The organism is Sphingomonas baiyangensis, from assembly GCF_005144715.1.
GTDB classification, from domain to species: Bacteria; Pseudomonadota; Alphaproteobacteria; order Sphingomonadales; family Sphingomonadaceae; genus Sphingomonas; species Sphingomonas baiyangensis.
On record NZ_SWKR01000002.1, the window covers coordinates 1,909,471 to 1,934,760 of the forward strand.

25 protein-coding genes are annotated in these 25,290 nt (G+C 65.0%); 11 read left to right on the forward strand and 14 right to left on the reverse strand.

The features are described 5' to 3' along the window. The first annotated feature begins 91 nt into the window (after positions 1-91). Together FBR43_RS12500 and FBR43_RS12505 are read left to right on the forward strand one after the other, a co-directional pair. The gene (locus FBR43_RS12500; RefSeq protein ID WP_212611922.1) at positions 92-2,974 is read left to right on the forward strand and encodes a TonB-dependent receptor; all 2,883 of its coding nucleotides are present in this window, start codon (positions 92-94) and stop codon (positions 2,972-2,974) included. Then, positions 2,968-5,076 (forward strand): Atxe2 family lasso peptide isopeptidase, encoded by a 2,109-nt coding sequence (locus tag FBR43_RS12505; protein WP_136943424.1) that lies wholly within the window; start codon positions 2,968-2,970, stop codon positions 5,074-5,076. Before FBR43_RS12500 ends, FBR43_RS12505 begins: the two co-directional genes overlap by 7 nt. Here the strand turns inward: FBR43_RS12505 and FBR43_RS12510 are convergent. The 7 genes from FBR43_RS12510 to FBR43_RS12540 form a co-directional block, all read right to left on the reverse strand. Then, positions 5,055-6,827, reverse strand: a complete 1,773-nt coding sequence (locus FBR43_RS12510; protein WP_136943425.1) for an asparagine synthase-related protein — start codon at positions 6,825-6,827, stop codon at positions 5,055-5,057. The genes FBR43_RS12505 and FBR43_RS12510 overlap by 22 nt on opposite strands. Next, entirely contained in the window at positions 6,824-7,477 is a 654-nt protein-coding gene (locus tag FBR43_RS12515) for a lasso peptide biosynthesis B2 protein (protein ID WP_136943426.1), read from the reverse strand. The genes FBR43_RS12510 and FBR43_RS12515 overlap by 4 nt, the downstream gene beginning before the upstream one ends. 53 nt (positions 7,478-7,530) lie before the next feature. Continuing rightward, entirely contained in the window at positions 7,531-7,662 is a 132-nt protein-coding gene (locus FBR43_RS12520; protein ID WP_136943427.1) for a benenodin family lasso peptide, read from the reverse strand. Between the two features lie 83 nt (positions 7,663-7,745). Beyond that, complete coding sequence (locus FBR43_RS12525) at positions 7,746-8,336, reverse strand: GntR family transcriptional regulator (protein WP_169542602.1); 591 nt, start codon at positions 8,334-8,336, stop codon at positions 7,746-7,748. Then, positions 8,333-9,208, reverse strand: a complete 876-nt coding sequence (locus FBR43_RS12530) for a phytanoyl-CoA dioxygenase family protein (protein ID WP_136943429.1) — start codon at positions 9,206-9,208, stop codon at positions 8,333-8,335. The genes FBR43_RS12525 and FBR43_RS12530 overlap by 4 nt, the downstream gene beginning before the upstream one ends. A 9-nt stretch (positions 9,209-9,217) precedes the next feature. Then, on the reverse strand, positions 9,218-9,844 hold the full coding sequence (locus tag FBR43_RS12535) for an acyl-homoserine-lactone synthase (protein ID WP_136943430.1): 627 nt from the start codon (positions 9,842-9,844) through the stop codon (positions 9,218-9,220). A gap of 88 nt (positions 9,845-9,932) precedes the next feature. Further along, positions 9,933-10,691, reverse strand: a complete 759-nt coding sequence (locus tag FBR43_RS12540; protein ID WP_136943431.1) for a LuxR family transcriptional regulator — start codon at positions 10,689-10,691, stop codon at positions 9,933-9,935. Here FBR43_RS12540 and FBR43_RS12545 point away from each other — a divergent pair. Together FBR43_RS12545 and FBR43_RS12550 are read left to right on the forward strand one after the other, a co-directional pair. Then, positions 10,678-11,559, forward strand: coding sequence for a DUF6088 family protein (locus tag FBR43_RS12545; protein WP_212611923.1), 882 nt, complete (start codon positions 10,678-10,680; stop codon positions 11,557-11,559). The two genes, FBR43_RS12540 and FBR43_RS12545, sit on opposite strands and share 14 nt — an antisense overlap. After that, entirely contained in the window at positions 11,556-12,599 is a 1,044-nt protein-coding gene (locus FBR43_RS12550) for a nucleotidyl transferase AbiEii/AbiGii toxin family protein (RefSeq protein ID WP_136943432.1), read from the forward strand. The genes FBR43_RS12545 and FBR43_RS12550 overlap by 4 nt, the downstream gene beginning before the upstream one ends. A 288-nt stretch (positions 12,600-12,887) precedes the next feature. On the opposite strand, the gene FBR43_RS12555 is transcribed toward FBR43_RS12550, so the two are convergent. Continuing rightward, positions 12,888-13,427: a DUF937 domain-containing protein gene (locus tag FBR43_RS12555; RefSeq protein ID WP_136943433.1), complete on the reverse strand. Its 540-nt coding sequence runs from the start codon at positions 13,425-13,427 to the stop codon at positions 12,888-12,890. A gap of 130 nt (positions 13,428-13,557) precedes the next feature. Here FBR43_RS12555 and FBR43_RS12560 point away from each other — a divergent pair, with 130 nt between their 5' ends. Beyond that, positions 13,558-13,947, forward strand: coding sequence for a DUF3597 domain-containing protein (locus FBR43_RS12560; RefSeq protein WP_136943434.1), 390 nt, complete (start codon positions 13,558-13,560; stop codon positions 13,945-13,947). A 466-nt stretch (positions 13,948-14,413) separates the two neighbouring features. On the opposite strand, the gene FBR43_RS12565 is transcribed toward FBR43_RS12560, so the two are convergent. The 5 genes from FBR43_RS12565 to FBR43_RS12585 form a co-directional block, all read right to left on the reverse strand. Continuing rightward, positions 14,414-14,590, reverse strand: a complete 177-nt coding sequence (locus FBR43_RS12565) for a YegP family protein (RefSeq protein ID WP_136943435.1) — start codon at positions 14,588-14,590, stop codon at positions 14,414-14,416. A gap of 16 nt (positions 14,591-14,606) precedes the next feature. Next, a complete protein-coding gene (locus tag FBR43_RS12570; protein ID WP_136943436.1) occupies positions 14,607-14,807 on the reverse strand; it encodes a dodecin family protein in 201 nt (66 codons plus the stop codon). Between the two features lie 301 nt (positions 14,808-15,108). Beyond that, a complete protein-coding gene (locus FBR43_RS12575) occupies positions 15,109-15,441 on the reverse strand; it encodes a hypothetical protein (protein WP_136943437.1) in 333 nt (110 codons plus the stop codon). 370 nt (positions 15,442-15,811) lie between these two features. Next, entirely contained in the window at positions 15,812-16,483 is a 672-nt protein-coding gene (locus FBR43_RS12580; RefSeq protein WP_136943438.1) for a TMEM175 family protein, read from the reverse strand. Positions 16,484-16,651: 168 nt separating this feature from the next. After that, positions 16,652-17,899 (reverse strand): zinc-dependent alcohol dehydrogenase, encoded by a 1,248-nt coding sequence (locus FBR43_RS12585; protein ID WP_136943439.1) that lies wholly within the window; start codon positions 17,897-17,899, stop codon positions 16,652-16,654. 260 nt (positions 17,900-18,159) lie between these two features. Between FBR43_RS12585 and FBR43_RS12590 the strand changes: the two genes are divergently transcribed. The 3 genes from FBR43_RS12590 to FBR43_RS12600 all read left to right on the forward strand — a co-directional run bounded on the left by FBR43_RS12590 (position 18,160) and on the right by FBR43_RS12600 (position 20,222). Next, positions 18,160-18,453 (forward strand): putative quinol monooxygenase, encoded by a 294-nt coding sequence (locus FBR43_RS12590; protein WP_136943440.1) that lies wholly within the window; start codon positions 18,160-18,162, stop codon positions 18,451-18,453. 73 nt (positions 18,454-18,526) lie between these two features. Then, positions 18,527-19,342: an aldo/keto reductase gene (locus tag FBR43_RS12595; protein ID WP_249276582.1), complete on the forward strand. Its 816-nt coding sequence runs from the start codon at positions 18,527-18,529 to the stop codon at positions 19,340-19,342. Positions 19,343-19,520: 178 nt separating this feature from the next. Next, complete coding sequence (locus tag FBR43_RS12600) at positions 19,521-20,222, forward strand: excinuclease ABC subunit UvrA (RefSeq protein WP_249276583.1); 702 nt, start codon at positions 19,521-19,523, stop codon at positions 20,220-20,222. 73 nt (positions 20,223-20,295) lie between these two features. Here the strand turns inward: FBR43_RS12600 and FBR43_RS12605 are convergent, their stop codons facing one another. Continuing rightward, complete coding sequence (locus FBR43_RS12605; protein ID WP_136943441.1) at positions 20,296-21,069, reverse strand: alpha/beta fold hydrolase; 774 nt, start codon at positions 21,067-21,069, stop codon at positions 20,296-20,298. 395 nt (positions 21,070-21,464) lie between these two features. On the opposite strand from FBR43_RS12605, the gene FBR43_RS12610 reads away from it, so the two are divergent. The 3 genes from FBR43_RS12610 to FBR43_RS12620 all read left to right on the forward strand — a co-directional run bounded on the left by FBR43_RS12610 (position 21,465) and on the right by FBR43_RS12620 (position 25,229). After that, positions 21,465-21,872, forward strand: a complete 408-nt coding sequence (locus FBR43_RS12610; protein WP_136943442.1) for a DUF2946 family protein — start codon at positions 21,465-21,467, stop codon at positions 21,870-21,872. A gap of 71 nt (positions 21,873-21,943) precedes the next feature. Continuing rightward, a complete protein-coding gene (locus tag FBR43_RS12615) occupies positions 21,944-23,971 on the forward strand; it encodes a TonB-dependent receptor family protein (protein WP_136943443.1) in 2,028 nt (675 codons plus the stop codon). After that, complete coding sequence (locus FBR43_RS12620; protein WP_249276585.1) at positions 23,958-25,229, forward strand: PepSY-associated TM helix domain-containing protein; 1,272 nt, start codon at positions 23,958-23,960, stop codon at positions 25,227-25,229. The genes FBR43_RS12615 and FBR43_RS12620 overlap by 14 nt, the downstream gene beginning before the upstream one ends. Positions 25,230-25,290 lie beyond the last annotated feature (61 nt).

Consider the following 25,290-nt stretch of genomic DNA (forward strand, 5'->3'; position numbering starts at 1 on the left):
CCGCCCCGTCCCGCCCTGATGTCCGCGCTCTGTGCGCCGACCCGGGAGGGACAGAATGCGAAAGAAAATCGGGGTTGTGCTTTTTTGTGGCGTGGCACTGTTCGCCACGCCGGCCGCGCGCGCGCAGCAGGACGGCGCGCGCGACTATGATATCGTGGCGCAGGATCTTGGCACGGCCATCACGCAAGTCGCGCTCAGGTCCGGCAGGCAGATCATCGTCGCCGACGACCTGGTCAGGAACCGCCGGGCGCCCGCGCTCCGGGGCCGCTATTCGGTCGATGCGGCGCTCGCCGCGTTGCTCGGTGGCACAGGTCTTCGCGCGATCATCGTCGGCGACACGCTGGTGATCCAGCGATCCGACGCGCCGGACCAGGATGCGGACGACGGCGGCGACATCATCGTCACCGGCTCCCGCATCCGCGGCCGTGGTCCGGTAGGATCGCCACTGGTGACGATCGATCGCACGGCCATCGATCAAGCCGGCTTCGCCACGACCCAGCAGATCGTCCAGTCGATCCCGCAGAACTTCGCGGGCGGTGCCAACGAGAATACCAGCGGCCTTATCAGCGCTGCGGGCAACGGGAACGCCTCGCGTGGAGCCGGCGTGAACCTGCGCGGGCTCGGCCAGAACTCGACGCTCCTGCTCATCAACGGCGACCGCCCGCCGCTCGCTGGTGCCGGTGGGACCTTTTCCGATCTGTCGGTTATCCCCGCCTCGATCATCCAGCGCGTCGAGATCGTACCCGATGGATCATCAGCGATCTACGGCTCGGACGCCGTGGCCGGGGTCGTCAACGTGATCACGCGACTGAGCTTTCACGGCGCGGAGTCCAGCTTTCGGATCGGCACCGCCGATGGCGACGCACAGGAATATCAGTTCAGCCAACTTCTCGGCACGCAGTGGGCTTCCGGTGGGCTCGTTCTTGCCTATGAATTCTACAAGCGGGACAATCTGCTAGCGGCGGATAGGCCCTACGCCACCGAAGATCTGCGGGTGCTGGGCGGCCCTGACCGCAGGGGCAATTACGCCAATCCCGGCACGATCTTCGCCGGCGGGCAGAGCTATGCGATCCCTGCGGGCCAGAACGGTATCGGGCTCACGCCGGCGAGCCTCGCCGCAGGCACCCTCAATCGCGGCGACCGCTGGCTCGGCACCGACCTGCTGCCAGACCAGCGGCGCCATTCCGTGTTCGCATCGCTGAGCCAGGACCTTGGTCCGGCGCTGCGCTTCTATGCAAACAGTCTGGTGACATGGCGCAACTTCGACGTGGCGGTCCAGCCTAGCGGCGACGCGCGTCGCACCGTGCCGGCGAGCAACCCCTTTTACGTCGACCCGGTCGGCACGCGCCAGCCGATCGGCGTCAATTACAGTTTCGTACGCGACCTCGGTCCCGAGCGCTCGCGCGGGCAGGTACAGGCCTATGGCGCCACCGCTGGCCTCGAGGCCCGGCTGGGCGCGTGGCGCATCGACGTCCATGGAAACTGGGGGAAGCAGGTCGAGAACTACGACCAGATCAATCGCGTCAACACCGCGCGTCTGGCACTGGCGCTCGCCGACACCAATCCTGCGACAGCCTATAATCTGCTCGGCGACGGCCCGAATACCAACCCGACGACGATCGAGTCGGTGCGCGGCTATACCAAGAGCCGCTATTATGGCGACAGCTGGTCGGCGACGTTGCGCGCCGATGGGCCGCTGATCGGCCTGCCGGCAGGCGCGGCCCGCCTCGCCGTCGGGGCGGAGTACAGACAAGAGCGCTACCGTGCCGGTGAGACCATCTTCTATACCTCGACGCTCACCCCGTCAGTGGCCGCACCTGTGCCCTATCCGGGCGCACGCAAGGTCAGCGCCGCTTATGCCGAGCTGCTCCTGCCGGTGTTCGGCGAAGGCCTCACCATCCCCGGCTTCCGCCGGCTTGATCTCTCCGCTGCGATCCGGGCCGAGCATTATTCCGACTTCGGCGGCACGCAGAATCCCAAGCTCGGCTTCACCTGGGAAAGCCTGCGCGGCCTGACGGTGCGCGGCAGCTATGGGACCTCGTTCCGCGCGCCGCTCTTCAACGAGCTACGGCAGGATCCAACGTCGATCGGCTATTTCGCATGGCCTGCGGCCGATCCGTCATCGCCGACGGGCATGTCCAATCTGCTGGTCATTCGCGGTAACGACCCTGACCTGCGCCCGGAACGCGCGACGAGTTGGACGCTCGGCCTTGATTTGAAACCCGCCTTCCTGCCGGGATTCCGAGCCGGCGTGACCTGGTTCGATGTCGATTACCGCGACCGTATCGCTTCGCCCGTGGCGAACCTCGCCAACTTCCTGATCAACCGCAACGTCTACGACCCGATCCTAACCGCGAACCCCTCCCCCGCCCGCATCGCCGAGATTTATGCCTCGCCTTACTATATCGACATCTTCGGCATCCCGCAGACTGCGCCGTTCGTCGCCGAAGCCGATGCCCGGCTGCAGAATCTTTCGTCGGTCCAGCAGTCCGGCATCGACGTCGACCTGGCCTATTCCTTCGACCTCGGGGGCGGGCGTGCCGAGCTTGGCGCCGTCGGCACCTATATCTTCCACATCCGTCAGGCGCTGACGGCCACTGCCGCGCCGATCGACGTCGTTGATACGGTGGGCAACCCGGTCGATCTGCGGGGCCGGGCGCGGGTCACCTGGAGCAAAGGCGGGTTCGATGCCGCGCTCTTCGTCAATCATGCGGACGGCTATATCAACCGCACGACGGCGACCCCGCAGAAGGTCCAGGCCTGGACGACTTTCGACCTCAATCTGGGCTACCGGTTCACGGATGAGAGCGGCATCTTCAAGGGACTACGCGTCGCCCTGAGCGTCACCAATCTGCTCGATGCCGACCCGCCCTACGTCACCTATCTCGTAGGCACCTACACCGCTGGCTTCGACGCCGAAAATGCGAATCCCCTCGGCCGCTTCGTCGCTCTCCAGGTCACCAAACAATGGTGACCGCGCCTGGAGCGGCAGCGGTCGTCGCCCTGCTCCTCGGCACGATCACGATGGCGCACGCAACGCCCGCGACGTGCCGGGAGCGCCTGTTGCCGCCTCCTTTGGGGGCGGCAACAGGTAAACGGCCAGTGACGGCGCGCGACCTGATCGAACTGCGGGATTTCGGTCCGGCCGACAATGCGCCGGGCGCGCGGCCGGCTTTCTCGGTGTCGCCCGACGGGCGTGCCGCCGCCCTCGCCATCCGCCGCGCCGACATCGCGAGCGACAGCTATTGCTTCGGCATCGCGCTCGTACCCCTCGACGGCACCGGAGCCATGCGCCTGCTTGATGTCGGCGGATCTTTCATTCCCGCGATCAACGATATCCGGGGCATGTCCGCGATCGAGAGCGGGGTGCCGCTCGTCCTCGCCCCGCTCTGGTCGCGCGACGGACGTGCGATCTATTATTTGCGGCGCGACCATAGCGTGACCCAGGTCTGGCGCGCCGATCTCGCCGGGCACGCGAGCGCTGTAACCTCGCTCAAGAGCGATGCGCTTTCGCTCGAATGGGCCGCGGACGGGACCACGTTGCTGATCGGGACGCGCCCCGCATTGCAGGCTGCCGAAGCTGCGATCGACCGGGAGGGCCGCGATGGCTATCATTTCGATGCCCGTTTTTGGACGCTGTCCGAGGCCCGTCCCCGCCCCCGCGCACCCCTGCCCGAGACGGTTCTTCTGCTCGACACCGCGAACGGCCGGCTTCGGTCGGTGTCTTCCGAGGAGTCTGCACAGCTGCGAAATCGTGCGGCGGACCGGCCGGCGGGAAGCGCGTTGTTCGCCCCCGGAGCCGGCGGGCGCCGCGCATGGACGGCGCCGGACGACCCGCGCCTGGTCTTCGCGCCTGCGCGGCTCCAAGTTGCCACTCGGCAAGGAAAAATCGCCTGTCCCGAGGCGATTTGCGCGCGCCGCGTCGCAGGCATCTGGTGGCGCGAGCCTGACGAGCTGCTGATCCTGCGCGGCGGCGGACCCGAAGATCGCGGGCAGTTGCGCCTGTACCTCTGGCGTCCCGGCATGGAGACGACGCCCCGGTTGCGCGTCACGACGGACCACGCGCTGACGGGCTGCACGCTGTGGCGCAAGACCCTGCTTTGCGCGCGCGAGGCCGCGAACGAGCCCCGCCGACTGGTTGCCATCGATCCCGAAAGCGGCGCGGAGACACTGCTGTTCGATCCCAATCCCGAGACGGCGGGCCTCGCCCTCGGCGCCGTCCGGCGCCTTGGCTGGGCCAATGCGCTGGGCATGCGGACTTACGGCGATCTCGTGCTTCCACCATCGCATCGTTCCGGCCAGCGCCATCCGCTGATCCTCGTCCAATATGTCAGTCGCGGTTTCCTGCGCGGCGGCACAGGGGACGAGTACCCTATCTTCCTGCTAGCGCAGCACGGGTTCGCAGTGCTCAGCTTCCAGCGACCCGCTGCTCTGCCGGCGACCGAGCATGCCACTGACCTCAACGCTCTGCAGCGGATCAACATCAAGGATTGGGCCGAGCGGCGGGCCATCGTCTCGGCGCTCGATCGCGGCGTAGATGCGGCGATAGCGACGGGGACCGTCGATCCCGGCCGCCTCGGGCTAACCGGTATGAGCGACGGCGCCACCACCACGCAGTTTGCGCTCAACAGCTTGAAGCGGTTCAAGGCGGCGGCGATCAGCACATGCTGCGACGAGCCGAGCAGTCTCTTCACCACGGGCCCGGCTTACCGCGATGCGGTGCTCGCCTGGGGCTATCCGCGCCAGGGAGACGATGGTTCCGCCTTCTGGAAGCCGATGTCGCTGGCGGCAAACGCGTCCAACATGCGCACGCCTTTGCTGATCCAGATACCGGACGCCGAATATCGCTGGTCGCTCGAGACGGTTTCCGCGCTCGAGCAGCATGGCGGGGCGGTGGACATGTACGTCTTCCCCGACGAGAATCACGTCAAGGCGCACCCGGCGCATCGTGCCGCCATCTACAGACGCTCGGTCGGCTGGTTCGATTTCTGGCTGCGCGGCGTCACCGACTTGCCTGGCCTCGACGAGGAGGTGACACGCTGGAAGGAAATGCGTCAGGCACTCAGCCGGAATTGACCGCGCGACCAGGATGCCCAGCCACTCGCCCATGCCTCGACATCGGCAATCCCCAGGAGTTCGGCGACGACCTCACCGTCCGCGATGTCGCCCCGGAAGGCGCGATCGATCGTCTCCGGGTCTGCGATCCCCTGTCTCACCAGAACTCCGTCGAGCAGCATCGCGCGTAGCTGGGTCGCGTTCCGGCGGATGATCTGCGCCCCAAGGCTGTCGAACGCAGCCTTGGTCCGCCGGCCGATCACGGTCGCCGGCAGCATTCCCGCAAATGCTTCCCGCGCAACGGAACGGTTGCGGCCTTGTTCGAACCAGAGCCAGGTCGGGATGCGGAGGCATGTTTCGACCACGGGCTGCGACAAAAGTGGCGAACAGATCGGCGCCAACTGTTGCCGGCCGAAGCCTTCCAGATGATTGAGCACGCTGACGAGCGACCAGACATGACGCCGCTTGCCCGGTAGCGCATCGTTCACGGCCTCCAGCCAGGGGTTGTCGGCCGGCCAGGGCAATTCGGCCTTAACTGCCTTGTTGAGGAAACGGTTTACCCATGGCCGTGGGCGGGACTGCGGCGTTTCGAACCGGCGCCGTGCGGTGTTGCGCAGTGCTTCCCAAAAGGTGACGTCTGCGACTTCGGCCACGTCCAGGATCGCTCGGGCGGCGGTCCGGCCAAGACCCTTGCGCTTAATAAGGTCAATCACCGCCAGAGTGGATTGCAAGTGGCAGAAGATGTTATCGCCGCCGCCGCCGCTGAAGAACATGTCGGCGCCATGCTCCCGCGCGGCCTGCTGCAGGGGCCTGTCGAGCGCCTGGGCGAAATTACGCGCGCATGGGCGCGGCAGCCATGCCGCATCGGTGCGCGTCACATCAACCGAGTCCGGCGCCAGCGCCACCTCTTCGAGACGGACACCGAGATGATCGGTCACGGCTTGGGCGTATTTGCGTTCATCGGAATCGCCGGCTGACGGAATGAAGGTCACGCACAGCGGATCGGCTCCGGCGGCCGCCAGTCCGGCGGCCACGATCGACGAATCCAGGCCGCCGGAGAGCTCCACAAGGGGATGCCGGGTCGTGCCAGCCCAGGATCTCGACACTTGCAGAACGGTCTCGCGGACCTGTTTCGCCGCGACCTCGAAGCTCGCCAATTCCCGATCCGGTGTTGCGAGCGTCCATGGCGACCAGATTTGCGCGGTATCGAGCCTGTCCTTCTCGAACGTCAGACTCATTCCGGGGAGGAGCTCGCTTATCCCTCTGAGCGCGGTCCGCGCCGGCCGGAGGTCGCGAAAGGCGAGAGCCTGTGCGACGATGGTCCAATCGATCTCGGGCTCCAGCAGTTCGAGCTCGAACAACAGCGCCGGCACCGAGGTGACGACATGCATCGTGCCCAGCGAGGCGAGGTAGACCGGGATCATGCCGGAAGGATCGCGGAACAGCTCAACCCTTCCCTGAGTCTCACGCAAAGCCAGATAGCCGCCCCAATATTGCGTCACGAACCGGCTCAGCGGCGCGAGAAGTTCGGCGTCGTCGGCGCGCAGTGCAAAGCCGGCGCTGCGCCGGTCGAACACCGATCCCCAGAAGATGCGGCCCGGCGCTTGCGGCAGGAAATGCGGTGCCGACGATCGACCGAGAAACCGCACCCCGGGCGTGTCGAGGAGCAGGGCGAATCCCATGGCCCTGAGGCGTTCGGTCAGGCTGGAGAGCCGGCTCGTATCCACTGCGCCCGACCCGCCAATGAGCGCGACATAGGGCGCTACGTTCATACCCGCAGGATCGGCGTGTAGCGCCGGACATGATCATAGTTGTCGTTCAGGATCATCGTCGGGCTCTGAAGCCAGCAATGCGCGAGAAAAGGTTCGAGCGTCACACCGAACACGAGATGGCGGCCGAGATCTGACCCGCCGAGCCAGAGGTCGAGCGCGAGTGAATCCATCAGGCAATTCTTCGCGACGGGCACCAGCCTGCGAGCGCGATGATATCCGGCCAGACGCTCGCATGTGACGGCATCACCGAGTTGCGGTTGGGCCGTCCGCCAACGCCGCCGCGCGAGGACAACGGACTGAAGCCCGCGCGTCTTGAGCTCGATCCAGGCCGAACCGACCGCGGCGGCGATACGCAAGCCTTCCCCGGCGCCAATCGCATCCGGTGTCGCCGGAGCCTCGAGCATTTCCGGTATCTCCATCTGTGTTGCGAGGGCGCTCAGGGGCGGGTCGCCTGCGCGCAGGACGCCTTGTCGCTCGAGCAGGTCGAGCAATGCCTGCGGCGGGGCATCGGACGGCTCCTCCAGCCATTGGCGGGCCGTACTGCTGAGCGAAGCGGGCAAGCGGAAGTACCGATCCTGGCGCAAGTCGAGCAGCATGACGCCCTCGCCGACGAAGCACGCGGTCAGATGTGGAAGCAGGGTCCAGAGCATCTTTGGGATGCGCAGCTTCGCCGGCGCGGCACCTGCCGCGCCGGCGGGTCTGCTCAGTTGTCCGAGAGTCCGGGCAGCTGCTGGAGCTGAACGCCGTCGATCTTGCCGAAATCGGCACCCTGGGTCTCGACGCTCGCCGCGCCCAGGTCGATCAGTTCGACTGCGTCTTCGTTGGTGCGTTCCATGGTCATTCTCCGTGTTGCGTCGCTCGAATCGCGACCACGGAAAGATCGGCCAGGCAGCCGATTATAAGAATTTTATAATCCGATTATAATCCGGAGCGCGCTCGCAGCAGCTCGCCGGCTGCGCGCATCCGCGCGAGATGGTAACGGCGGATGGCCGCGGGCCTGCGCGGCGAAGGATCGAGCAGCTCTTCCAGCTCGCCCAGTACAGGCTCCAGCACCTGCGACTCCGCGATGCGGAACGGATGGAGCCGATCGCTCGCGCGCGCCACGGCTGTTCGAAGCTCGGCGTTCGGCGAAGACGCGGCGAGCAGGACGAAGCAGGCAGCGGTCGCGTCCGCCAAGGTATCCGCACCCATCACCTCCTCTACCGCGCCGGCGGCCGGTTTGATGCGGGCAGTGCTCGCCGCCATGACCGCGAGCGCCGAATTCCATTCGTAGAGGTCACGCAGTTCGGCTTCGCCGGGACGCGGCACGTGGAAGCCCTCGCCGCTGCTGGCTTCGACCAGTTGCTCGCCGGCGAGGCGGTTCAGCGCATCCCGAACGGGTGTCATACTCACGCCGAGTTCCTCGGCGATCCGGTTGGCTTCCAGGCGATATCCGGGCGCGAAGGCGCCGTCGCGAAGCAACTGCTTGAGCGCCGCGTAACTGCGTTCCATCGCCTGGGTCGGGCTCATCGTTCCTGCTCGCGGCGATGTTGCGCGACCGCCTCGACCTGCTCGGGCCGTAAGGCGTCCACGGCGCCGAGATGCGCCGGCACCGCGTCCTGCAGCAGCACCGAAGGGCATACACCTTCATAATTGCCGAGATTGGGCCGGTGCTGGCGATAGCCGATGAGCCCGGCAAGCTCCGGAGCAAAGGCTCGAGCGACCGCGGGCGGATAGGCGAGCCATTGATTCTCGTACGGTTTGAGCCAGCCGAGGCAATAGCTGACAACCACAGCGGCCCGCACGTCGGTGCTCCGGTTCGCGCCGGCGCCATGCAGGGTCGAGCCGAGGAAGACGATCGCATCTCCCGGTCGGCATTCCGCACTGATCGCACCGCCGCGCCAGTCCGCGCTGAGCGCTTCGGGACCGTGGCTTCCAGGATAGATCAATGTGGCGCCATTCTCCTGGGTGAAGGGCGTCAGAGGCCACATCACGTTGACGAGATATTCCACCTCGCCCTTTATGCCCTGCCACATGTCCTGATCCCGGTGCGGGAACTGGGCCGGCGCGCCCGGGTGGAGCGCGATCGCCTGTGCCAGGTTGAGCTGGATCGTGTCGCACCACGGCAGGAGCGCGTCCTCGACGATTGCGAGGATCTCCGGGCACTGGATCAATGTCGCCGCATGGCGCGATCGTTTGAGCAGGCTGCCGAACCGCTTGGTCCGGCCACCATAGAAGTCCCCGGTGCAGAACGGCGTCGCTTCGAACACCGGGCGCAGGTCGCCGGAGAGTGCATCCATGATCGTCTCGGGCATCAGCCCGCGGAGTATGCACCAGCCCTCGGTAACCAGCTGGTGCGCGCCAGCGGTCGTGTTGGGAGATTGGGGAGCGGTAGCGAGCATCAAGGCCTCCTATGCGTGCGCGGGCTGGGCCGCGGTCGAAGCCATCTGATCGGTGGGCAGCCAGATTCCGGTGGCTCTCAGGCGCGCCTCGGTCTCGGTGGTGATGTCGATCCGTATCGCGCCGAGAAGTCTGCCGTCAGTCGGCAGCGGCTCGCCGAGCTGAGTCGCGTCCCAACCGAAATCCAGTATCTGCCGCAGCCATGGGAGTTCGGCGACGCCGGTATAGGTGCGGATTCCATTCGCCAGCGCGAACTCCACCAGCGCGGTCACGAGCCGGTTGCGCACCTCGCGGCGTCGAGGCGCGGCAAGGCTGCGGTCGAGGCAGAATCGGGTGATCTCGTACGTGGCCGGGCCGCGCGGAACAGGACCTGCGCACAGCTCCGGAAACAGGTGGTCCAAAAGGTGCGGGCGTGTCGTTGGAAGAAGGCGCGCAGAGCCCAAATGGGCATGGCTGCTGTCGGCCAGGATCAGGTAGCGGGCGTGCTCATTGTCCAGGTGATCGAGCTCGAAGCGGCCGTCGAGCACCGGCACGTCCCAGCCGAGCAGATCGACGAACACCTCCTTGCGAGCTGCGAACATGTTCCGCATCGCGGCGTCGCACGCCGCTTGCTTGGTCGTATCGATCAGGGAGATCATCGTTCCTCATCCCATCTGGTTGAGGGACGAGCATCCGCAGTCCGCCGTCAGCGCGATATACCAAGAAATGGGGGTAGCGGCGGGGCTCCTAGTGGATGAAGATGTCCGAGAAGCAGATAGTGCCGTCGAACAATGCCATCACCGCCAGGTGCGCGCGCTTCTGCACGCCATAGCGTTCGCGCGCATGCTTGAGATGCTGGATCACAGTCTCATGGCTGACGCCGAGGATGCGCGATATCTCCCAGTCGGTCTTGCCGCGTGCCGCCCAAAGCACGCAATCGCGCTGCCGATCGGTCATCGGCATTGTCGGCTGTGGTGCGCGCCGCGGCTGGGCAATGCGCCTGGCGGCCTCAAAGGCGAGGCCGCCTACCAGTTGCGCGACCAGCATGTGCTCGTGCGGGAGCGGTCCGTCGTCGGCGACGGCAAAAGAACAGGACCCATTATACTCACCGGGAACATGGGCGGGGACAGTGAATCCATCGCCGATCCCGAAGCGCCGGGCCTGGCGCAGGACTTCCTGATCGCCGTGGGTGAGCTGAATCATCTGCGGCACGTTGGACCAGGAGAAGCCGATATTCGCGACATGGCTGGCGCGATGAATCGGGTCGAAGCGGCCCAACGCTCTTTCGTCGAACCACTCTTCCCAGTGTCCCGGATAGTTGTGAAGGCGGATACCAAGATCGGGGGCAGTGGCGAAATCGACATGGTGGGTTAGCGCGAAATAGCGGAAGCCCATGGCTTCGGCGCTTTCAGAGAGGGCATCGAAGAGGTCGGGCAGCGCGACCGCGCTCTGCACTATTGTTTCAAAGGTTTCCGCCAGCATCAGCCTTGCCATGGTGACCACCATCACTTGCAAGGGTGGCCCAACACACCACATGCCCGGTTCGTCTAAACCACGCGTCCGCTCAACTTCTCAAGGCAGCGGCTTTGTGAAGCTTTGTATTTGCTTCAATAATTCAGGCGCGTTGTCAATAGCTGCTATTGATAGGCAGTATCGGATTAGGGGGCTCAGCCCCGGTACGCTGCTTGCACCCCTTGCTTTGTCCGAAATTTGTAGGCATTTTTCGGACATGGCTGATCCTTCCCTGCGCGCCCAGATCGAGGACCGAACTGCGGCCGCTCCCCGCGGAGCGGTCTGGACGCCGGCTGATTTCCTCGGCCTCGGCTCGCGCGATGCCGTCGACAAGGCGTTGCAGCGCTTGGTTGCAGACGACCTGCTGCGCCGGATCGACCGCGGCCTTTACGATAAGCCGACCCGAAATGCCCTCACGAAGAAGCCCAACCCTGCCGATCCTCGGCAGGTGATCGACGCTGTCGCCCGGCGCGACCAGATCCGCGTGTTGGTCGACGGCATGACCGCGGCGAACGACCTCGGCCTTACCAATGCCGTACCGTCTAGGATCGTCGTCCACACCGATGCGCGGCTGAAGGCGATCGAGCTCGGCAATATGAGCATCACCTTCAAGCCGACGGCGGCAAGCAAGCTCTATTGGGCAGGCCGGCCAGCGATGCGGCTGGTCCAGGCGCTCCATTGGCTCCGCGACACGCTCGGCGATCCCGACGATCGCGCGACCCTGCACGCGCGCATCGATGACCTGCTGCGCGCCGGGCCGAACGCCGCAACGCTTCGCGCCGATCTGGCCGACGGAATCGCGACGTTGCCCACCTGGATGCAGGACCTGCTGCGCCCGATGCTCGCCGAGGATCCGTTATGAACCAGAACTACGATCTGGTCCTCGCGTCCGACGACGAGACGCAGGCCGGCCTCTTCACCACCACGGCCCAGCGCCTCGGCACGACACCCCAGAACGTCGAGAAGGACTTCTGGGTCTGCTGGACGCTCGATGCGCTCTTCAACGGCCTGCCGCCGGGCCCGCGCCTCCTGTTCAAAGGCGGCACCTCGCTGTCCAAGGGGTTCGGCCTGATCCGGCGCTTTTCCGAGGACATCGACGTCACCGTCTTCCGCGACGATCTCGGCGAAGGCTATTCCGTCGAACAGCTGCAAGCCATGTCCGGCAAGAAGCGCCAGACGGCGCTCGACGCGATCCGTGCTGCCTGCCAGGCGCATATCAGCGGCCCCCTACTCGAGCAGCTGTCGCAGGTCGCCACCGAGACCTCACAGCGCAATGGGATCACGGCCGGTCGGCTCCGCGTCGAACTCGACAAGCAGGATAGCCAGACTCTGCTACTGACCTATCCGACCGCGACCGGACGCGATGCTTATGTCGACAAGCGGGTGAGGATTGAGTCAGGGGCCAAGTCTGCCCTCGACCCCAATTCCATGCGCACCGTCACGCCCTATCTCGCCGAGGACGTGCCCGATGTCGACCTCATCATCCCCAATGTCACCATCGTCGATGCCGACCGGACCTTCTGGGACAAGGTGGTGATCCTGCACGGGCTCAGGCGCTGGTTTGAGATCAGGGGCGTTCTAAAGGGAGGCGGCCATCGCATCTCGCGCCATTATTACGATCTGCACCAGCTCATGCTGTCTGAGACCGGCAAGCACGCGCTCGCGAACCCTGCACTCGGTGCCGACTGCGTCGCGCATGCGCGGATGTTCTTCAATCGGCCGGACTTCGATCTCGCCTCCGCCCAGCCCCCGAGCTTCGTGCTGGTGCCGGAGGGTGACATGTACGGCGATCTGCGCCGCGACTATGCGGCAATGTCCGGCATGATATTCGGAGACGCGCCGCGCTTCGATGATGTCGTGGAGAGCATCGCCGAGCTGCAGTCCATCGTCAACGCAACGTAGAACGGCGGCTTCGGGCGACGTCGGAGCCGCCCTGACGAAACCCTTGCGCTATCCGTCTGCTTATGGGCCGATTGTGGAATGACCGCTTTCGACGCCCAGCCAGCGAAAGCGGACCCAACCATCCGTCTTGTCGGTCCTCACCGCCAACAGCCCCGAGGAAGGCATTCGCAGTGCCTGCGACCGAAGTTGGTTCGATCTGCAGGAACGTCGAACGGGTACCGCTATAGAAGGTCAGCCGATCTGGATCGAATCACTTGGATAAGCGAGGCCGAAGACCAACCAAGAATACTAGCGCCTACCGCTCAGGATAGACCCGAGCACTCCGCCCAATCCGCCTCCCAGACCGCCGCCGCCGGCACCTCCCATGCTGCCGATTACCTGACCCAATATATCGCCGAGACCGCCTGTCTGCCCGGGTTTGTTGCTTTGCGACGACAGGTATCCCGCGACGAGCATCGCCACGATCGGCAGCATCTTCTTCAGGAGTGCCGGATCCAGACCGGTTGACTGCGATGCTTCTCCCGCCACCTGTCGGCTGACGTCTTTTGAGCCGAATATTTGGCCCAAGATGTCGTTACCTTTTTCGACACGTGTGGGTTCTGGTCCTACGACATTGCGGCTGAGGTCTGCTCCACCAAGCGATTCCAGGACTGCGTCCAGGCCGCCGACGCCGCCGCTCTCCGATCCGCCAGCTCGCTGGCCAAAGCCGCTGAGGATGGAAGGTAAGAGGGCCGCAGCACCTTGTTGTGCCTGCGCTTCTGAGATGCCCAGCTGGTTGGCAATCGCGCCGATGCCGCCTTGCGAGCGAAGAATTTCATTGAGATCCATGGCACTCTCCGTTTCTTGCCACTTTCCTGCTTCTTGTAGGTAATTACGCCACGGAAGCAACGCAGAGACTGGCTCTTGCCAATCTCGGGGAGGGGGCGCACCCTGTCGCGGCTGCAACAAGGAGAATTCCATGAGCATCTTCGGAAAGATCAAGGACGCTATCTTCGGCAAGGCGCACGCGGCCACGCCGCCGCCCAGCACTGGTAGTGCCCCGCCTCCAAGCAGTCCCGCTGCCCCGTCGCAGCAGGCGGCTCCCATTGAAGTCTCGTACGTCGATGTCGAGCGCAACCTTGCGGCGATGGCTGAGGGCAAGAACCTGAACTGGCGCACCTCGATCGTCGATCTCATGAAGCTGATCGAAGTCGACTCAAGCCTCGACAATCGCAAGGAACTTGCGCGCGAGCTGGGCTATACCGGTGAGCTTGACGGTAGCGCCGAAATGAACTTGTGGCTGCACAAGGCGACGATGCGCGAACTCGCGGCGAATGGCGGGAAAGTTCCAGCAGAACTTCTGGACTAGAAGCCGCAATTTTCAGACAATCGGTCTCGCAGCACGGATGGCATGCGAGACCGATTGACTATCTATCGCTATCGCTTGACCGCAACCGGCCCTTGTCCCGGCGACGTGTACACCTGATAGCTCTCTCCGCCTGAGCAAGTGGCGTTTATTGTTCCGTCACTTGCTCGCTCCGCGTTTGCTACCTGCCCGCATGTCTGGCCACTAGCTGTAATCACCTCCCGCGCTATGCGTGAGGGCAGTCCTTCGGGAGCAGGTTCCATGGCTACGGGTGAGCCCATCGTCGGGGCCGGTGCCGCCGCTACTGTCGAAGCCTCGGTTGGCGCTGCCTCGTCCGCAGACTTGGATCCGCAGGCTGCAACCACCGCGCAAAGGCAAAGGATTCCAAAGGTTCGTGCGCTCATTTCACAGCTCCTAGTAAGATTCAAAATCTATGTCATTTCCCTGTATGGCACGGATCCGACACCTGTCAGCTGTTGTCCTCAATAGCTGCGCCGGGTCCGTTCTTTTTGAACGATTCAATGGCAGACATTGCGGACGATTTACTGGCGTAACCTTCCGACGAAAACATCACCTCGGAATTGTATTTGAAGCGAATGCGGAACTCACCCTTCTTGTCCTTATAAACTTCGAAATTGTGTGGCATCAGTCACCTCCCCGGTTCAGTTGACGATAAATGTAACGACCATCGTCACGCGCCATTCGGCGACACCGCCATCACGAACGACGACCTTGGTGTCTTTGACCCATGCGCCCTCGATGTTATCGACGGTTTGCCCGACCTTGGCGATCCCATCGCGGACCGCGGCTTCTATGCCTTGAGTTGAACTCGCTATCACTTCTATCGTTTTTGCAATGGCCATGTGGCTTCTCCCTTGGGCTGCAATGTCGTGTGCAGCTACCTTGCACTCCTCCGCCGCTGTCGAACGGACATGCTGGTGAATGTTAGACCCGCCCGCTCGCACACGACAAGCCGTAAGCACCGAAACTTCGATAAGGTACGTCTTTTCACCTTGGAACCTGATTTCGGTGCGTCTGCTGTCACGATCGCGTGGCAGCTCGCGGATGGTCGGGATTTGGGGCGCCTAGCCGCCGCGCCGGCTCAGTGGAGTACGAATGTCGGCTCACGACCCCAGTGCGGACCTTCGCTCGTAAGTCACACCGCTAAGCAGAACTCCTGTCTCGGCGGGCGCCCCACGCAAGCAGCACCAGAACAGCCGTCCAAATCACCACGTTTGCCAGGAAGGGCAGCCAGTCGAGCCGGTCGGCCGCGATCCACACCTCAAGGATGTCGGCCGAGTTGACCACGGACATGCCGGTGTAATCCCGAACGAACACCAAGGGCCATCCGCTCGCGGCCACCCTGCAGCTTTGCTCGCAGCCCATTATCTCCGGGTAGGTGGCGATAGCCGAGCGGGTGCCGACAAAGGTAGACAGAAGTGTGATGAATGTTGCGAGCAACGCCGAGGCAAGCACTCGCCAAAGGATGTTTGTCATGGGCCCTGCTCGCCGATCGAGCGGTCTCGGTAGCGCACGACGGCGGGAGGGCGCAACGCTAACGTTCGGCCTGCGCTGCCGACGCATGAGGATGTCCGCTAACCACCCAATAGCAGCCGTTGCCGGCTGAGCTGAGCGAATGACCGCTTTTAGGCTTGGGCTTGGCGTCCCTGAACGACCGATATGGGGCGCATTCCAGACCGGCAGCTCATGCGGAAAACGGCTCTTCCGCTTCTGGGCCGATTGTGGACCGTCAGCTTGCGTGTGAAAGAGTATCGGAAGCGGACCTTCAGGCGACGGCGGTCGCATAGCTGTGGGTGACGTGGCCCTTCGCGCTCTTGTAGCTCTTGATATTTTCAGTGCAGCGCCTTCAATCTTCCGTCCGCTCCTTCTCGTCCGGCTCCTCGCCAGATCGGTAGCGCGGGCTGGGTTGTGGCAGGATCCAATAGGCTGTCGCGGCGAAGCTCAGGGCAAGGCCCAGCCGGGGAGCGATCAGGGCGATCAGCGCCGCGAGCGCCAGGACGGACGTTCCCGCGACGTAACGCCGGGTCATCTGGCTGACGTACTCGGGCGCCGGGCGGCGGTCGATCAGCCGGCGCTGCGGGCTCGCATAGAGCCACTTCATCAGCCAGAACATCGACGGGAGCAGTAACCCGGCCGCGAGCATCATATTGGCCTGCTCCTCGCCCGGACTGTCCAGGTGAAAAGCCCAGACCCGCACCGGGTACGGCAAGGCCATGATGCCGAACAGGAAGCCCAGGTTGATCACGCTGAAGACATGGTCGCTCTTGGCATAGAGACGGCCGCTGTAATGATGCTGAAGCCAATAGATGCCGATGCCAAGGAAGCTGACGATCAACGCCAGGTGTTCCTGCCACTGTTCGGCGACCGCCCGGGCGGGCTGCGCCCCGACAGGCGGCCCGTCGGGACTGCCCGGCGGCTTGATTTCGACGAACAGCAACGTCAACGCGATGGCGAAGACGGCATCGGTGAATCCTTCGAACCGCTTGCGGCCGCGTTCGGCGCCGCTGGTGGCCGCCATGGGATTCTCTCCCGAAGCTCTGGTTTGGTCTGATCACAGCCGGCTCCGTGGCGCGAGATCGTCCCTGATCGGTTCCCCGGCGCATCGCGGATGACAGCCCCCCGCCCGCAACTCGCGGGCGGGATAGAGTCGATCCCCTTCGGTGACCGTCTTCCGCCTTGGATCGGCCTAACCCGCATGCTCCGGCATCCCGGATGCGGGCGCCATCGACGAAGACGATCCGGGTCGCTTCGAGGCGGCTTCAAGGCCCGGCCGCAGGACCACCTTGATCACGCCGTTCTCCTTGTCGCGGAAATTCTTGTACATTTCCGGGGCGTCTTCGAGGCTGGCGGGGTGGGTGATGACGAAGCTCGGGTCGATCTTGCCGGCGATGATCTTGTCGAGCAGGGGCCTCGTATAGGCCTGGACGTGGGTCTGCCCCATCTTGAGGGTCAGCCCCTTGTTCATCATGGCGCCGATCGGAAGCTTGTCTCCCATGCCGACATAGACGCCCGGGATCGAAATGGTCCCCGCCTTGCGCACGCTCATGATCGCCTCGCGCAGGACGTGGACCCGGTCGGTGGCGAGCATGACGGTCGCCTTGGCCTTGTCGAGCATGGAGTCTGCCGAGCCGTGCGCCGATGCTTCGCAGCCGACGCAGTCGATCCCGCTGTCGGGCCCGCGATTGTCGGTGCGGGCCATCAGCTCGTCATAAACGTCGACCTCGGCGAAGTTGATCGTCTCGGCGCCGCCGGCTTCGGCCATGGCGAGCCGCTCGGGCACTTCGTCAATCGCGATCACCCGGCCCGCGCCCATCATGATGGCCGAGCGGATCGCGAACTGGCCGACCGGACCGCAGCCCCAGATCGCGACGGTGTCGCCGTCCCTGATCTGCGCATTCTCTGCCGCCATGTATCCGGTCGGGAAGATGTCCGACAGGAACAGGGCCTGCTCGTCGGTGATGTTGTCGGGGATCTTGATCGGCCCGACATCAGCCATCGGCACGCGCAAATACTCGGCCTGGCCGCCGCAATAGCCGCCGAGCATGTGGCTGAAGCCGAACAGGCCGGCCGGCGAATGGCCCATCGCCTTGATCGCGATCTCGGCATTGGGGTTGGTGGTGTCGCAGCAGGAGAACAGCCCCTGCTTGCAGAACCAGCACGAGCCGCAGCTGATCGTGAACGGGACGACGACCCGATCGCCCTTTTTCAGGTTCGTGATTTCCGAACCGACCTCGACCACTTCGCCCATGTTCTCGTGACCGAGGATGTCGCCGGCTTCCATCGTCGGCTGGTAGCCGTCGAGCAGATGGAGGTCGGAGCCGCAGATCGCGCAGGCGGTGATCTTGATAATCACGTCGCGCGGATGTTTGATCTCGGGATCGGCAACGGTGTCCACGCGAACGTCGCCTTTTCCGTGCCAGCAGAGCGCGCGCATGACCATTCTCCCATTGTCGTGAAGACCCCTTAACCTGCGGATGGTATCCGAAGTTCCTAGGGTTAACAGATAAATAGTGTGGCTGGATATCTTCAGCCTCCCATTACGCAACTAAATCGGACGCCCGGGCGTATCAGTGGCGCAGGAGGTTTAATGCGAGATGCCACGGCCTCCGGCTCCGTCCGACTTCGCGGCGGGCGCTCCGCCCTCCGTGCCGAGGCCTGCCGCCGTGACCTGCGAATTCCAAAAGGAGAAAGCCGATGATTGACCGCGCATTGTTCGTCCGGATCGAAGCGAAGGAAGGCAAGGAGGACGAGGTCGAGGAATTTCTCAGGAAGGCGCTCGCCGACGTGAATGAGGAGGAGGGGACAATCAATTGGTATGCCGTCAAGTTCGGCTCGCGCGACTTCGCCATCTTCGACACGTTCGGAAGCGAGAAGGATCGGCTGGCGCACCTTGCCGGAAAGGTCGGCCGTGCGCTGATCGCCCACACCCCGACGCTCCTCCACGGCATACCCAAGATCGAGCATGCCGAGGTGCTCGCGTCCAAATAATCCAGGGCGGGGGCAGGAGGTTTGAATGATGTCGCAAGCCCTTCAGCGCATGGAGCGGCGACGGTTCGGTCCCGTGCCGCGCGAGGTCGCGGTGATCGGCCAGGGAACCTGGTATATCGACGACGCGCACCGGCCGACCGCGACGGCTGCCCTGCGCCGCGGCCTCGATCTCGGCATGACCCATATCGACACCGCGGAGATGTACGGCGACGCCGAGATCGTGGTCGGCGAGGCGATTGCGGGGCGGCGCGACGAGCTTTTCCTGGTTTCCAAGGTGCTGCCCGGCAACGCTTCGCGTAGCGGGACGGTGGCCGCCTGCGAACGCTCGCTCGAGCGCCTCCGGACCGATCGGCTGGACTGCTACCTCCTGCACTGGCCCGGCTCGCACCCGCTCGAGGAAACCTTTGCCGCCTTCGAGCGGCTCCGCGAACAGGGCAAGATCCTGTCATGGGGAGTCAGCAACTTCGACGTGCCCGATCTCGAGGCCGCATGGAAAGCCGGCGGCGAGGGCCGGATCGCCTGCAACCAGATCCTCTACAATCTCGGCGAGCGCGCGATCGAGCATGCCGTTCTGCCCTGGTGTGAGGCGCACGGAGTCGCGGCGGTCGCCTACAGCCCGTTCGGCCATGGCGATTTCCCGGGCCCGCGCACGCCGGGCGGAGTCGTGCTGGAGAAGATTGCGGCGGCGCATGGCGCGACCGCGCGCCAGGTGGCGCTGCGCTTCCTCGTGCGGCAACCCCCGCTGCTGACGATCCCCAAGGCGTCTAGCGCCGAGCATGCCGAGGACAATGCCGGCGCCGGCGCGTTGCGGCTGACGGCGGACGAGCTCGAACGGATCGATCGCGCGTTCCCGCTCGGGCCGCGGCCGCGCCGTCTCCCGATGCTGTAGTTCCCGAACCGGTCGGACGCCGCGCGGCATCCGCAACCCAACGGGGCGCCCAAGCGTCTCAGAAGCCAGGAGGTTCGAATGCCAGATACCCCGGCCTCCGGCTTCGTCCCGCCTTCGCGGCGGGCGCGAGCACAATCTCAAGAATGTTGACGTCGACATTCCGCGCGACGCGCTCGTCGTGTTCACGGGCGTGTCGGGATCGGGCAAATCGTCGCTCGCTTTCTCAACCCTCTATGTCGAGGCCCAGCGGCGCTATCTGGAATCGGTCTCGCCTTATGCGCGCCGCCTGTTCCACCAGATGGACGTGCCCGAGGTCGACGAGATCCAGGGCCTGCCGCCGGCGGTGGCGCTCCAGCAGCAGCGCGGATCGCCGACCACCCGCTCGTTGGTCGGAAGCGTCACCACGCTCTCCAACCTACTTCGAATGCTCTATTCGCGCGCCGGCGACTATCCGCGGGGCCAGGCCCATCTCGATGCGGAATCCTTCTCGCCCAACACGCCCGAGGGCGCCTGCCCGCGCTGCCACGGCCTCGGCCGGATCCACGAGGTCACCGAAGCCTCGATGGTGCCCGATCCTTCGAAGACCATCCGGGAGCGCGCCATCGCCGCCTGGCCGACGGCCTGGGGCGGCCAGAACCTGCGCGACATATTGATCAGCCTCGGAATCGACGTCGACACGCCGTGGCGGAAGCTGCCGAAAAAGGAGCGCAACTGGATCCTGTTCACCGAGGAGCAGCCCCAGGTCCCGGTCTATCCCGGCTGGGGCCATGACGAGATCCAGCGCGCGATCCGCCGCAGGATCGAGCCCGCATACATGGGCACCGGCGCGACCCCATACCCACGCACGTGCGCCTGCCGCCACTGTCGATGTCCGCTTTGAGGATCGTAGGCTGACAAACCGAGCGGCCGGAATTGGGGCGCGTAGCTGCCATGCTGCGTACGACGAACGTGCATCACTGAGTTGCGGCAAGTATCACTGCAACTGTCTCGTCAGGTTGGTCCAACATTGGAAAATGCCCGCTTGCCTTAAACCAGTGCAGCTCGGCGGAAGGAAAGGCGGCGGTCGCACGCGCTGCCTGTCTTGGAAGGCACAGTCGATCGTGGCGACCCCAACCGATAACGATCCGCCGAGACGGATCGGCCGCTGGACCAATTTGCTCAGGCCCGCTGGCGAGATCAGTCACCAGAGCATCGAATGTTGACGTGGCGCTTAAGCTTTCAAGCTCGGTCGCGACGACTGTCGGGTCGAGCGCCCAAGGGCGAGCAGACAACTGCGCTAGCAGCGCTGTGCGTGACGCGGCGTTCTTGCTTAGCGTTGGCAGCATAGGGCGGATTGCCCGAACCAACCGCCCCGAGACGCCGATAGTGATTTTGAAGAACGTGCGTTCCCATCCGCGCCAGAAGCCACCAGGATCGAGGGCCACGACGTTGCCGACCCGGCCACGCCTCGCAAGCTCCAGCGCGATCCGCGCACCCATCGAGCTACCGACGACATCGATTCCTTCAAGTCCGTGTTCCGCGATGTAACGCTCGACGCTGCCAACGAGACCATCGAACGTCCCGCTATCCTCGCCGGTTGGACTTGCGCCGTGTCCGGGAAGATCAACCGCGATAAGCGATCGCTCGGCACTGAGGGCGTCCATGACGGTGCTCCACGACTTCCAGCTTCCGCCGAGACCGTGAATAAGTAGCAGCTGGCGGCCAGAACCGCGTCGAACCTCATGCATTCAGGAAACTCCAATTGGTTACCCTGAACCATCGGCATCGAGCTTCGGGGCCGAAGACCGCGTCATCGAATTGACGATGCGATTTCAGTCAGTCGGATCATCGCGCGAACGACAGCTTCTGGAATACATGATCGCGGCGTCGAATGACCGCTATTAGGGCGCGTAGCTGCCATTCAAGGTGAGAGCTGCCGCCGGCTCGTAAAAAATGGTGATTACCCGGTGATTACTTCCTTTAGAAATCGACGATAAAAGGCCCATTTTATGTATTTTCCTCAATCGCATAATCGATATTAGCACTTAATGTGTGGTACTTCCGCTACCGCCGCCTTTGACGCGCGATCCCCGCGCCGGGCTATTCGCGTGACAAGCGCCGGGCGGGAAGCTAGGCGGCGCCGATGACCGCGCTTCGCCGCCTTTGCTCGCACAGTCCAGCGCTCGTCGCGCTGATGCTTGCGGCAGCGCTGGTGATGAAGCTGCTCGTGCCCAACGGGTACATGGCCGACACGTCCGGCGCTTCGGGCATGACGATCACGGTCTCGATCTGCTCGGGCACCGGTCCGCAGACGACGGCGATCACCATTCCGATGGACGAGCAGCACGACGACGCCGACCGCGCGGTCGATGCGATGCCCTGCGCCTTTGCCGGCGTCCCCGGTGCGATGCTCGCCGCCGTCGATCCGGTGCTGCTCGTCGGCGCGATCGTCTTTGTGCTCGCCTCGGGCCTTGTACGCCAGCAGTTCGTGTTGCCGCGCGCCGTGCGCACGCTGCGCCCACCGTTGCGGGGGCCACCGACTACCGCCTGACCCAGCCAAGAGCCGCCAGACCAGGCGGCTTCCCGCGCGCCCATGCGCGCTGTCTGTTCAGGTGATATCCCATGCATTTTCTGTCGTGCGCGCCATTGGGCGCGTCCTTGCTGCTGCTTGCCGCCCTTCCCGCTCATGCCGATGATCGCGACGATCAGAACCGCGAAGCGATCGTCGTCACTGCCGAACGCCTCGCCGACGAGGCCGAAGCCGCCATCCGGCGCACGCCCGGCGGCGCCGATGTCGTCACCGCCGAGGACTTCGAGAACACGCTGGCCGTGTCGCTGCGCGACGCGCTCGCCTTTTCGCCCGGCATCTACGCGCAGCCGCGCTATGGTCAGGAAATCCGTCTGTCGATCCGTGGGTCGGGCATCGGCCGCGGCTTCCATGTGCGCGGCCTGATGCTGTTCCAGGACGGCGTACCGATCAACCTCGCCGACAATAGCGGCGACTTCCAGGAGCTCGATCCGCAGGTCTTCGAGAGGATCGACGTGCTGCGCGGCGCCGACGCGCTGCGCCTCGGCGGGTCGACGCTTGGCGGCGCGATCAACGCGATCACGCCAACCGGACGCACCGCGCCCGGTATCGAGACGCGCATCGACGGCGGCAGCTTCGAAACGCTGCGCGGCAAGGTGGCCGCCGGCTTCGCCGATGCTCGCGGCGACGCCTATCTGGCCCTCACGCACGATCGTTCGAACGGCGATCGCGAGCACGCCGACCGCCGGTCGACCCGCCTGAACGCCAATATGGGCATCCGGCTTGGCGACCGCGTCGAAACGCGGTTCTACGCGACGATCAGCGATATCGACCAGAAACTGCCCGGAACGCTCACTCGGGCTCAGGCGCTCGACGACCCGCGTCAGGCGCTGCCCGCGCTGATACTGGGCGATCAGGCGCGCGACGTGCATTCGATCCGCGTGCAGAACCGCACCACGCTCGATCTGGGGCGCGGCTCGGTTTCAGGCGGCGTGTTTGCCAACGCCAAGCAGCTCTATCACCCCATTTTTCAGGTCATCGATCAGAAGTCGTTCGATTACGGCGCGTTCGCCCGGCTCGATCTCGCGGGCGATGTTGCCGGCATGCCGGTCGATCTGGCGCTGGGTAGTACGGCGCGGCTGGGATCGGTGAACGCGCGCCAGTTTGTCAACGTCGCCGGCAGACGCGGCGCAGTGACGGCGCGCGCCCGGCAGGAAGCGCATACGATCGACAGCTATGGCGAGGTGCGCGTGCAGCCGGTGCCGGCGCTGTCGCTCGTCGCCGGTGCCGTCCATTCGCATGGTCGCCGGTCGGTCGACAATTTCCTCAACGGCGCGCGCAGCGGCAGCGCGAGCTTCGACCTGTTCTCGCCCAAGCTGGGGCTGCTGGTCACGACGGGCAACGGCATCCAGTTCTTCGCCAATGCCAGCCGCTCGGTCGAGCTGCCGGGTTTTGGCGACCTCAACCAAACGCCGTTCGCGGTGGGCGGCGTGGTGACGCCCGGTTTCGTCGATCTCGACGTGCAGCGCGCCTGGACGATCGAAGCGGGTACGCGCGGCACGCTCGGCGCAGTCCGATGGGACATCACTGCATACCGCGCCGATATCCGCGGCGAGTTGCTCCAGTTCAATCAGGCGCCCGATATTCCCGCCGCCACCTTCAACGCCGATCGCACGCGGCATCAGGGGCTGGAAGCGGGGCTCGACATCGATCTGACGGAATGGCTGCGCCTCCGACAGGCCTATCAGCATAACGACTTCACCTTTCGCGGCGATGCGCAGTTCGGCGACAATCGGCTGCCGGTGGTGCCCGAACATCTCTATCGGGCCGAATTGACGCTCGGCACCGATCGCGCCAGCGTGTCGCCCGTCGTCGAGTGGGTTCCGCGCGGCGCCTTCGCCGATTACACCAACAGCACGCGCGTCCCGGCCTATGCGCTGCTCGGTCTGCGTGCGCAGGCGGCGCTGCGCGAAGGGCTGACGCTGTTTCTCGACGCCCGCAACCTGACCGGCAACAAGGCGATCGGCGACGTGTCGGCCGTCGTCACCGCAACGCCGGCTTCGGCGATCTATTATCCGGTCGAGCGGCGCGGCATCTATGGAGGCGCTCGTGTCCGCTTCTGATCGCCGCGGCGCGCTGTACCGGTCGGTCTGGCGCTGGCATTTCTACGCGGGACTGCTGGTGCTGCCGTTTCTCGGCTGGCTGGCGATCACTGGCGGGCTGTACCTGTACAAGAACGAGATCGAACGGCTGGTCTATGCCCAATGGATCGCAGTGCCGGCCGCCGGCGTGCTGCCCGCCTCGACGCTGGTGGCAAACGTGCGCGAACAGACCGGCGCGACGGTGACGCAGATCATTCGCCCCGCCGCCACGAACGAAAGCTGGCGGATGACGCTGTCGGTCGATGGTGAACGCCGCACCGCGTTCGTCGATCCGGGCACGGGGCGGGTTCTCGGCACGACGGCGTATGGCGGGGTCATGGCGACGGTTCGCTCGCTGCACAGCCTCGTCATCACGGGACCGATCGGCAATGCCCTTATCGAAATCACGGCCGGATGGACCATCCTGCTCGTGGCGACGGGGGCGTATCTGTGGTGGCCGCGCGGACGCAGTCCCGCGCTGGGGCTGCGCGGCCGACCCGCCGCCCGGCTGTTCTGGCGCGACCTGCACGCCTCGACGGGGATCGTGGCGGGCGCGGTGATCCTGTTCCTTGCGGTGACGGGCATGCCGTGGAGCGGCATCTGGGGACAGGCGCTCGGGCGGGTCGTCGCCGCGCGGGAGCTCGGTCGCCCGGCGGCGCCCGTGCCGAACGATCATCACGGCCTCGGCTGGTCGCTGGCACACGCCGCGCCTCCCGCCTCCGAAAGCGCCGGCGATATCGGGGTCGATCGCGCGTTGCGGATCGCCACGCAACGTGGGATCGGAGCGCCCTGGATGCTGTCGCTGCCCGCCACGCCGGGCGCGCCCTATCTCGTGAGCCCGGTCGCGCGACAGGCACAGGATGCGCGCGCGCTCTATCTCGATGCCGGCGACGGCCGCGTCCTGCAGGACGCGAGCTATCGTGAGTTCGGCGCCGGCGCGCAGGCGATCGAATGGGGGATCGCCACGCACGAGGGGCGGCAATATGGCGAGATCAACCGGCTGGTGATGCTGGCGGGCTGCCTCGCAATCCTCGCGCTCGTGGTGAGCGCGCCGGCGATGTGGTGGAAGCGCCGGCCCACGCGCGGACTCGGCGCGCCGCCGGCCCCGCCGCACCGCTCGCGGGGACTGGTGGCGCTGATGTGCGCGGCAGGCGCGGTATTCCCGCTTACCGGACTGACGATGCTGATCGCGCTTGCCGTCGAACGCCTGGCACGGTGGTGGCGCCCGCAACTGCGCTAGGCGTCCTATCCGAACGGTGCTCGTGGCGGCCCGTCAGGACGCCAGCGGCCTGTGCGCGCGC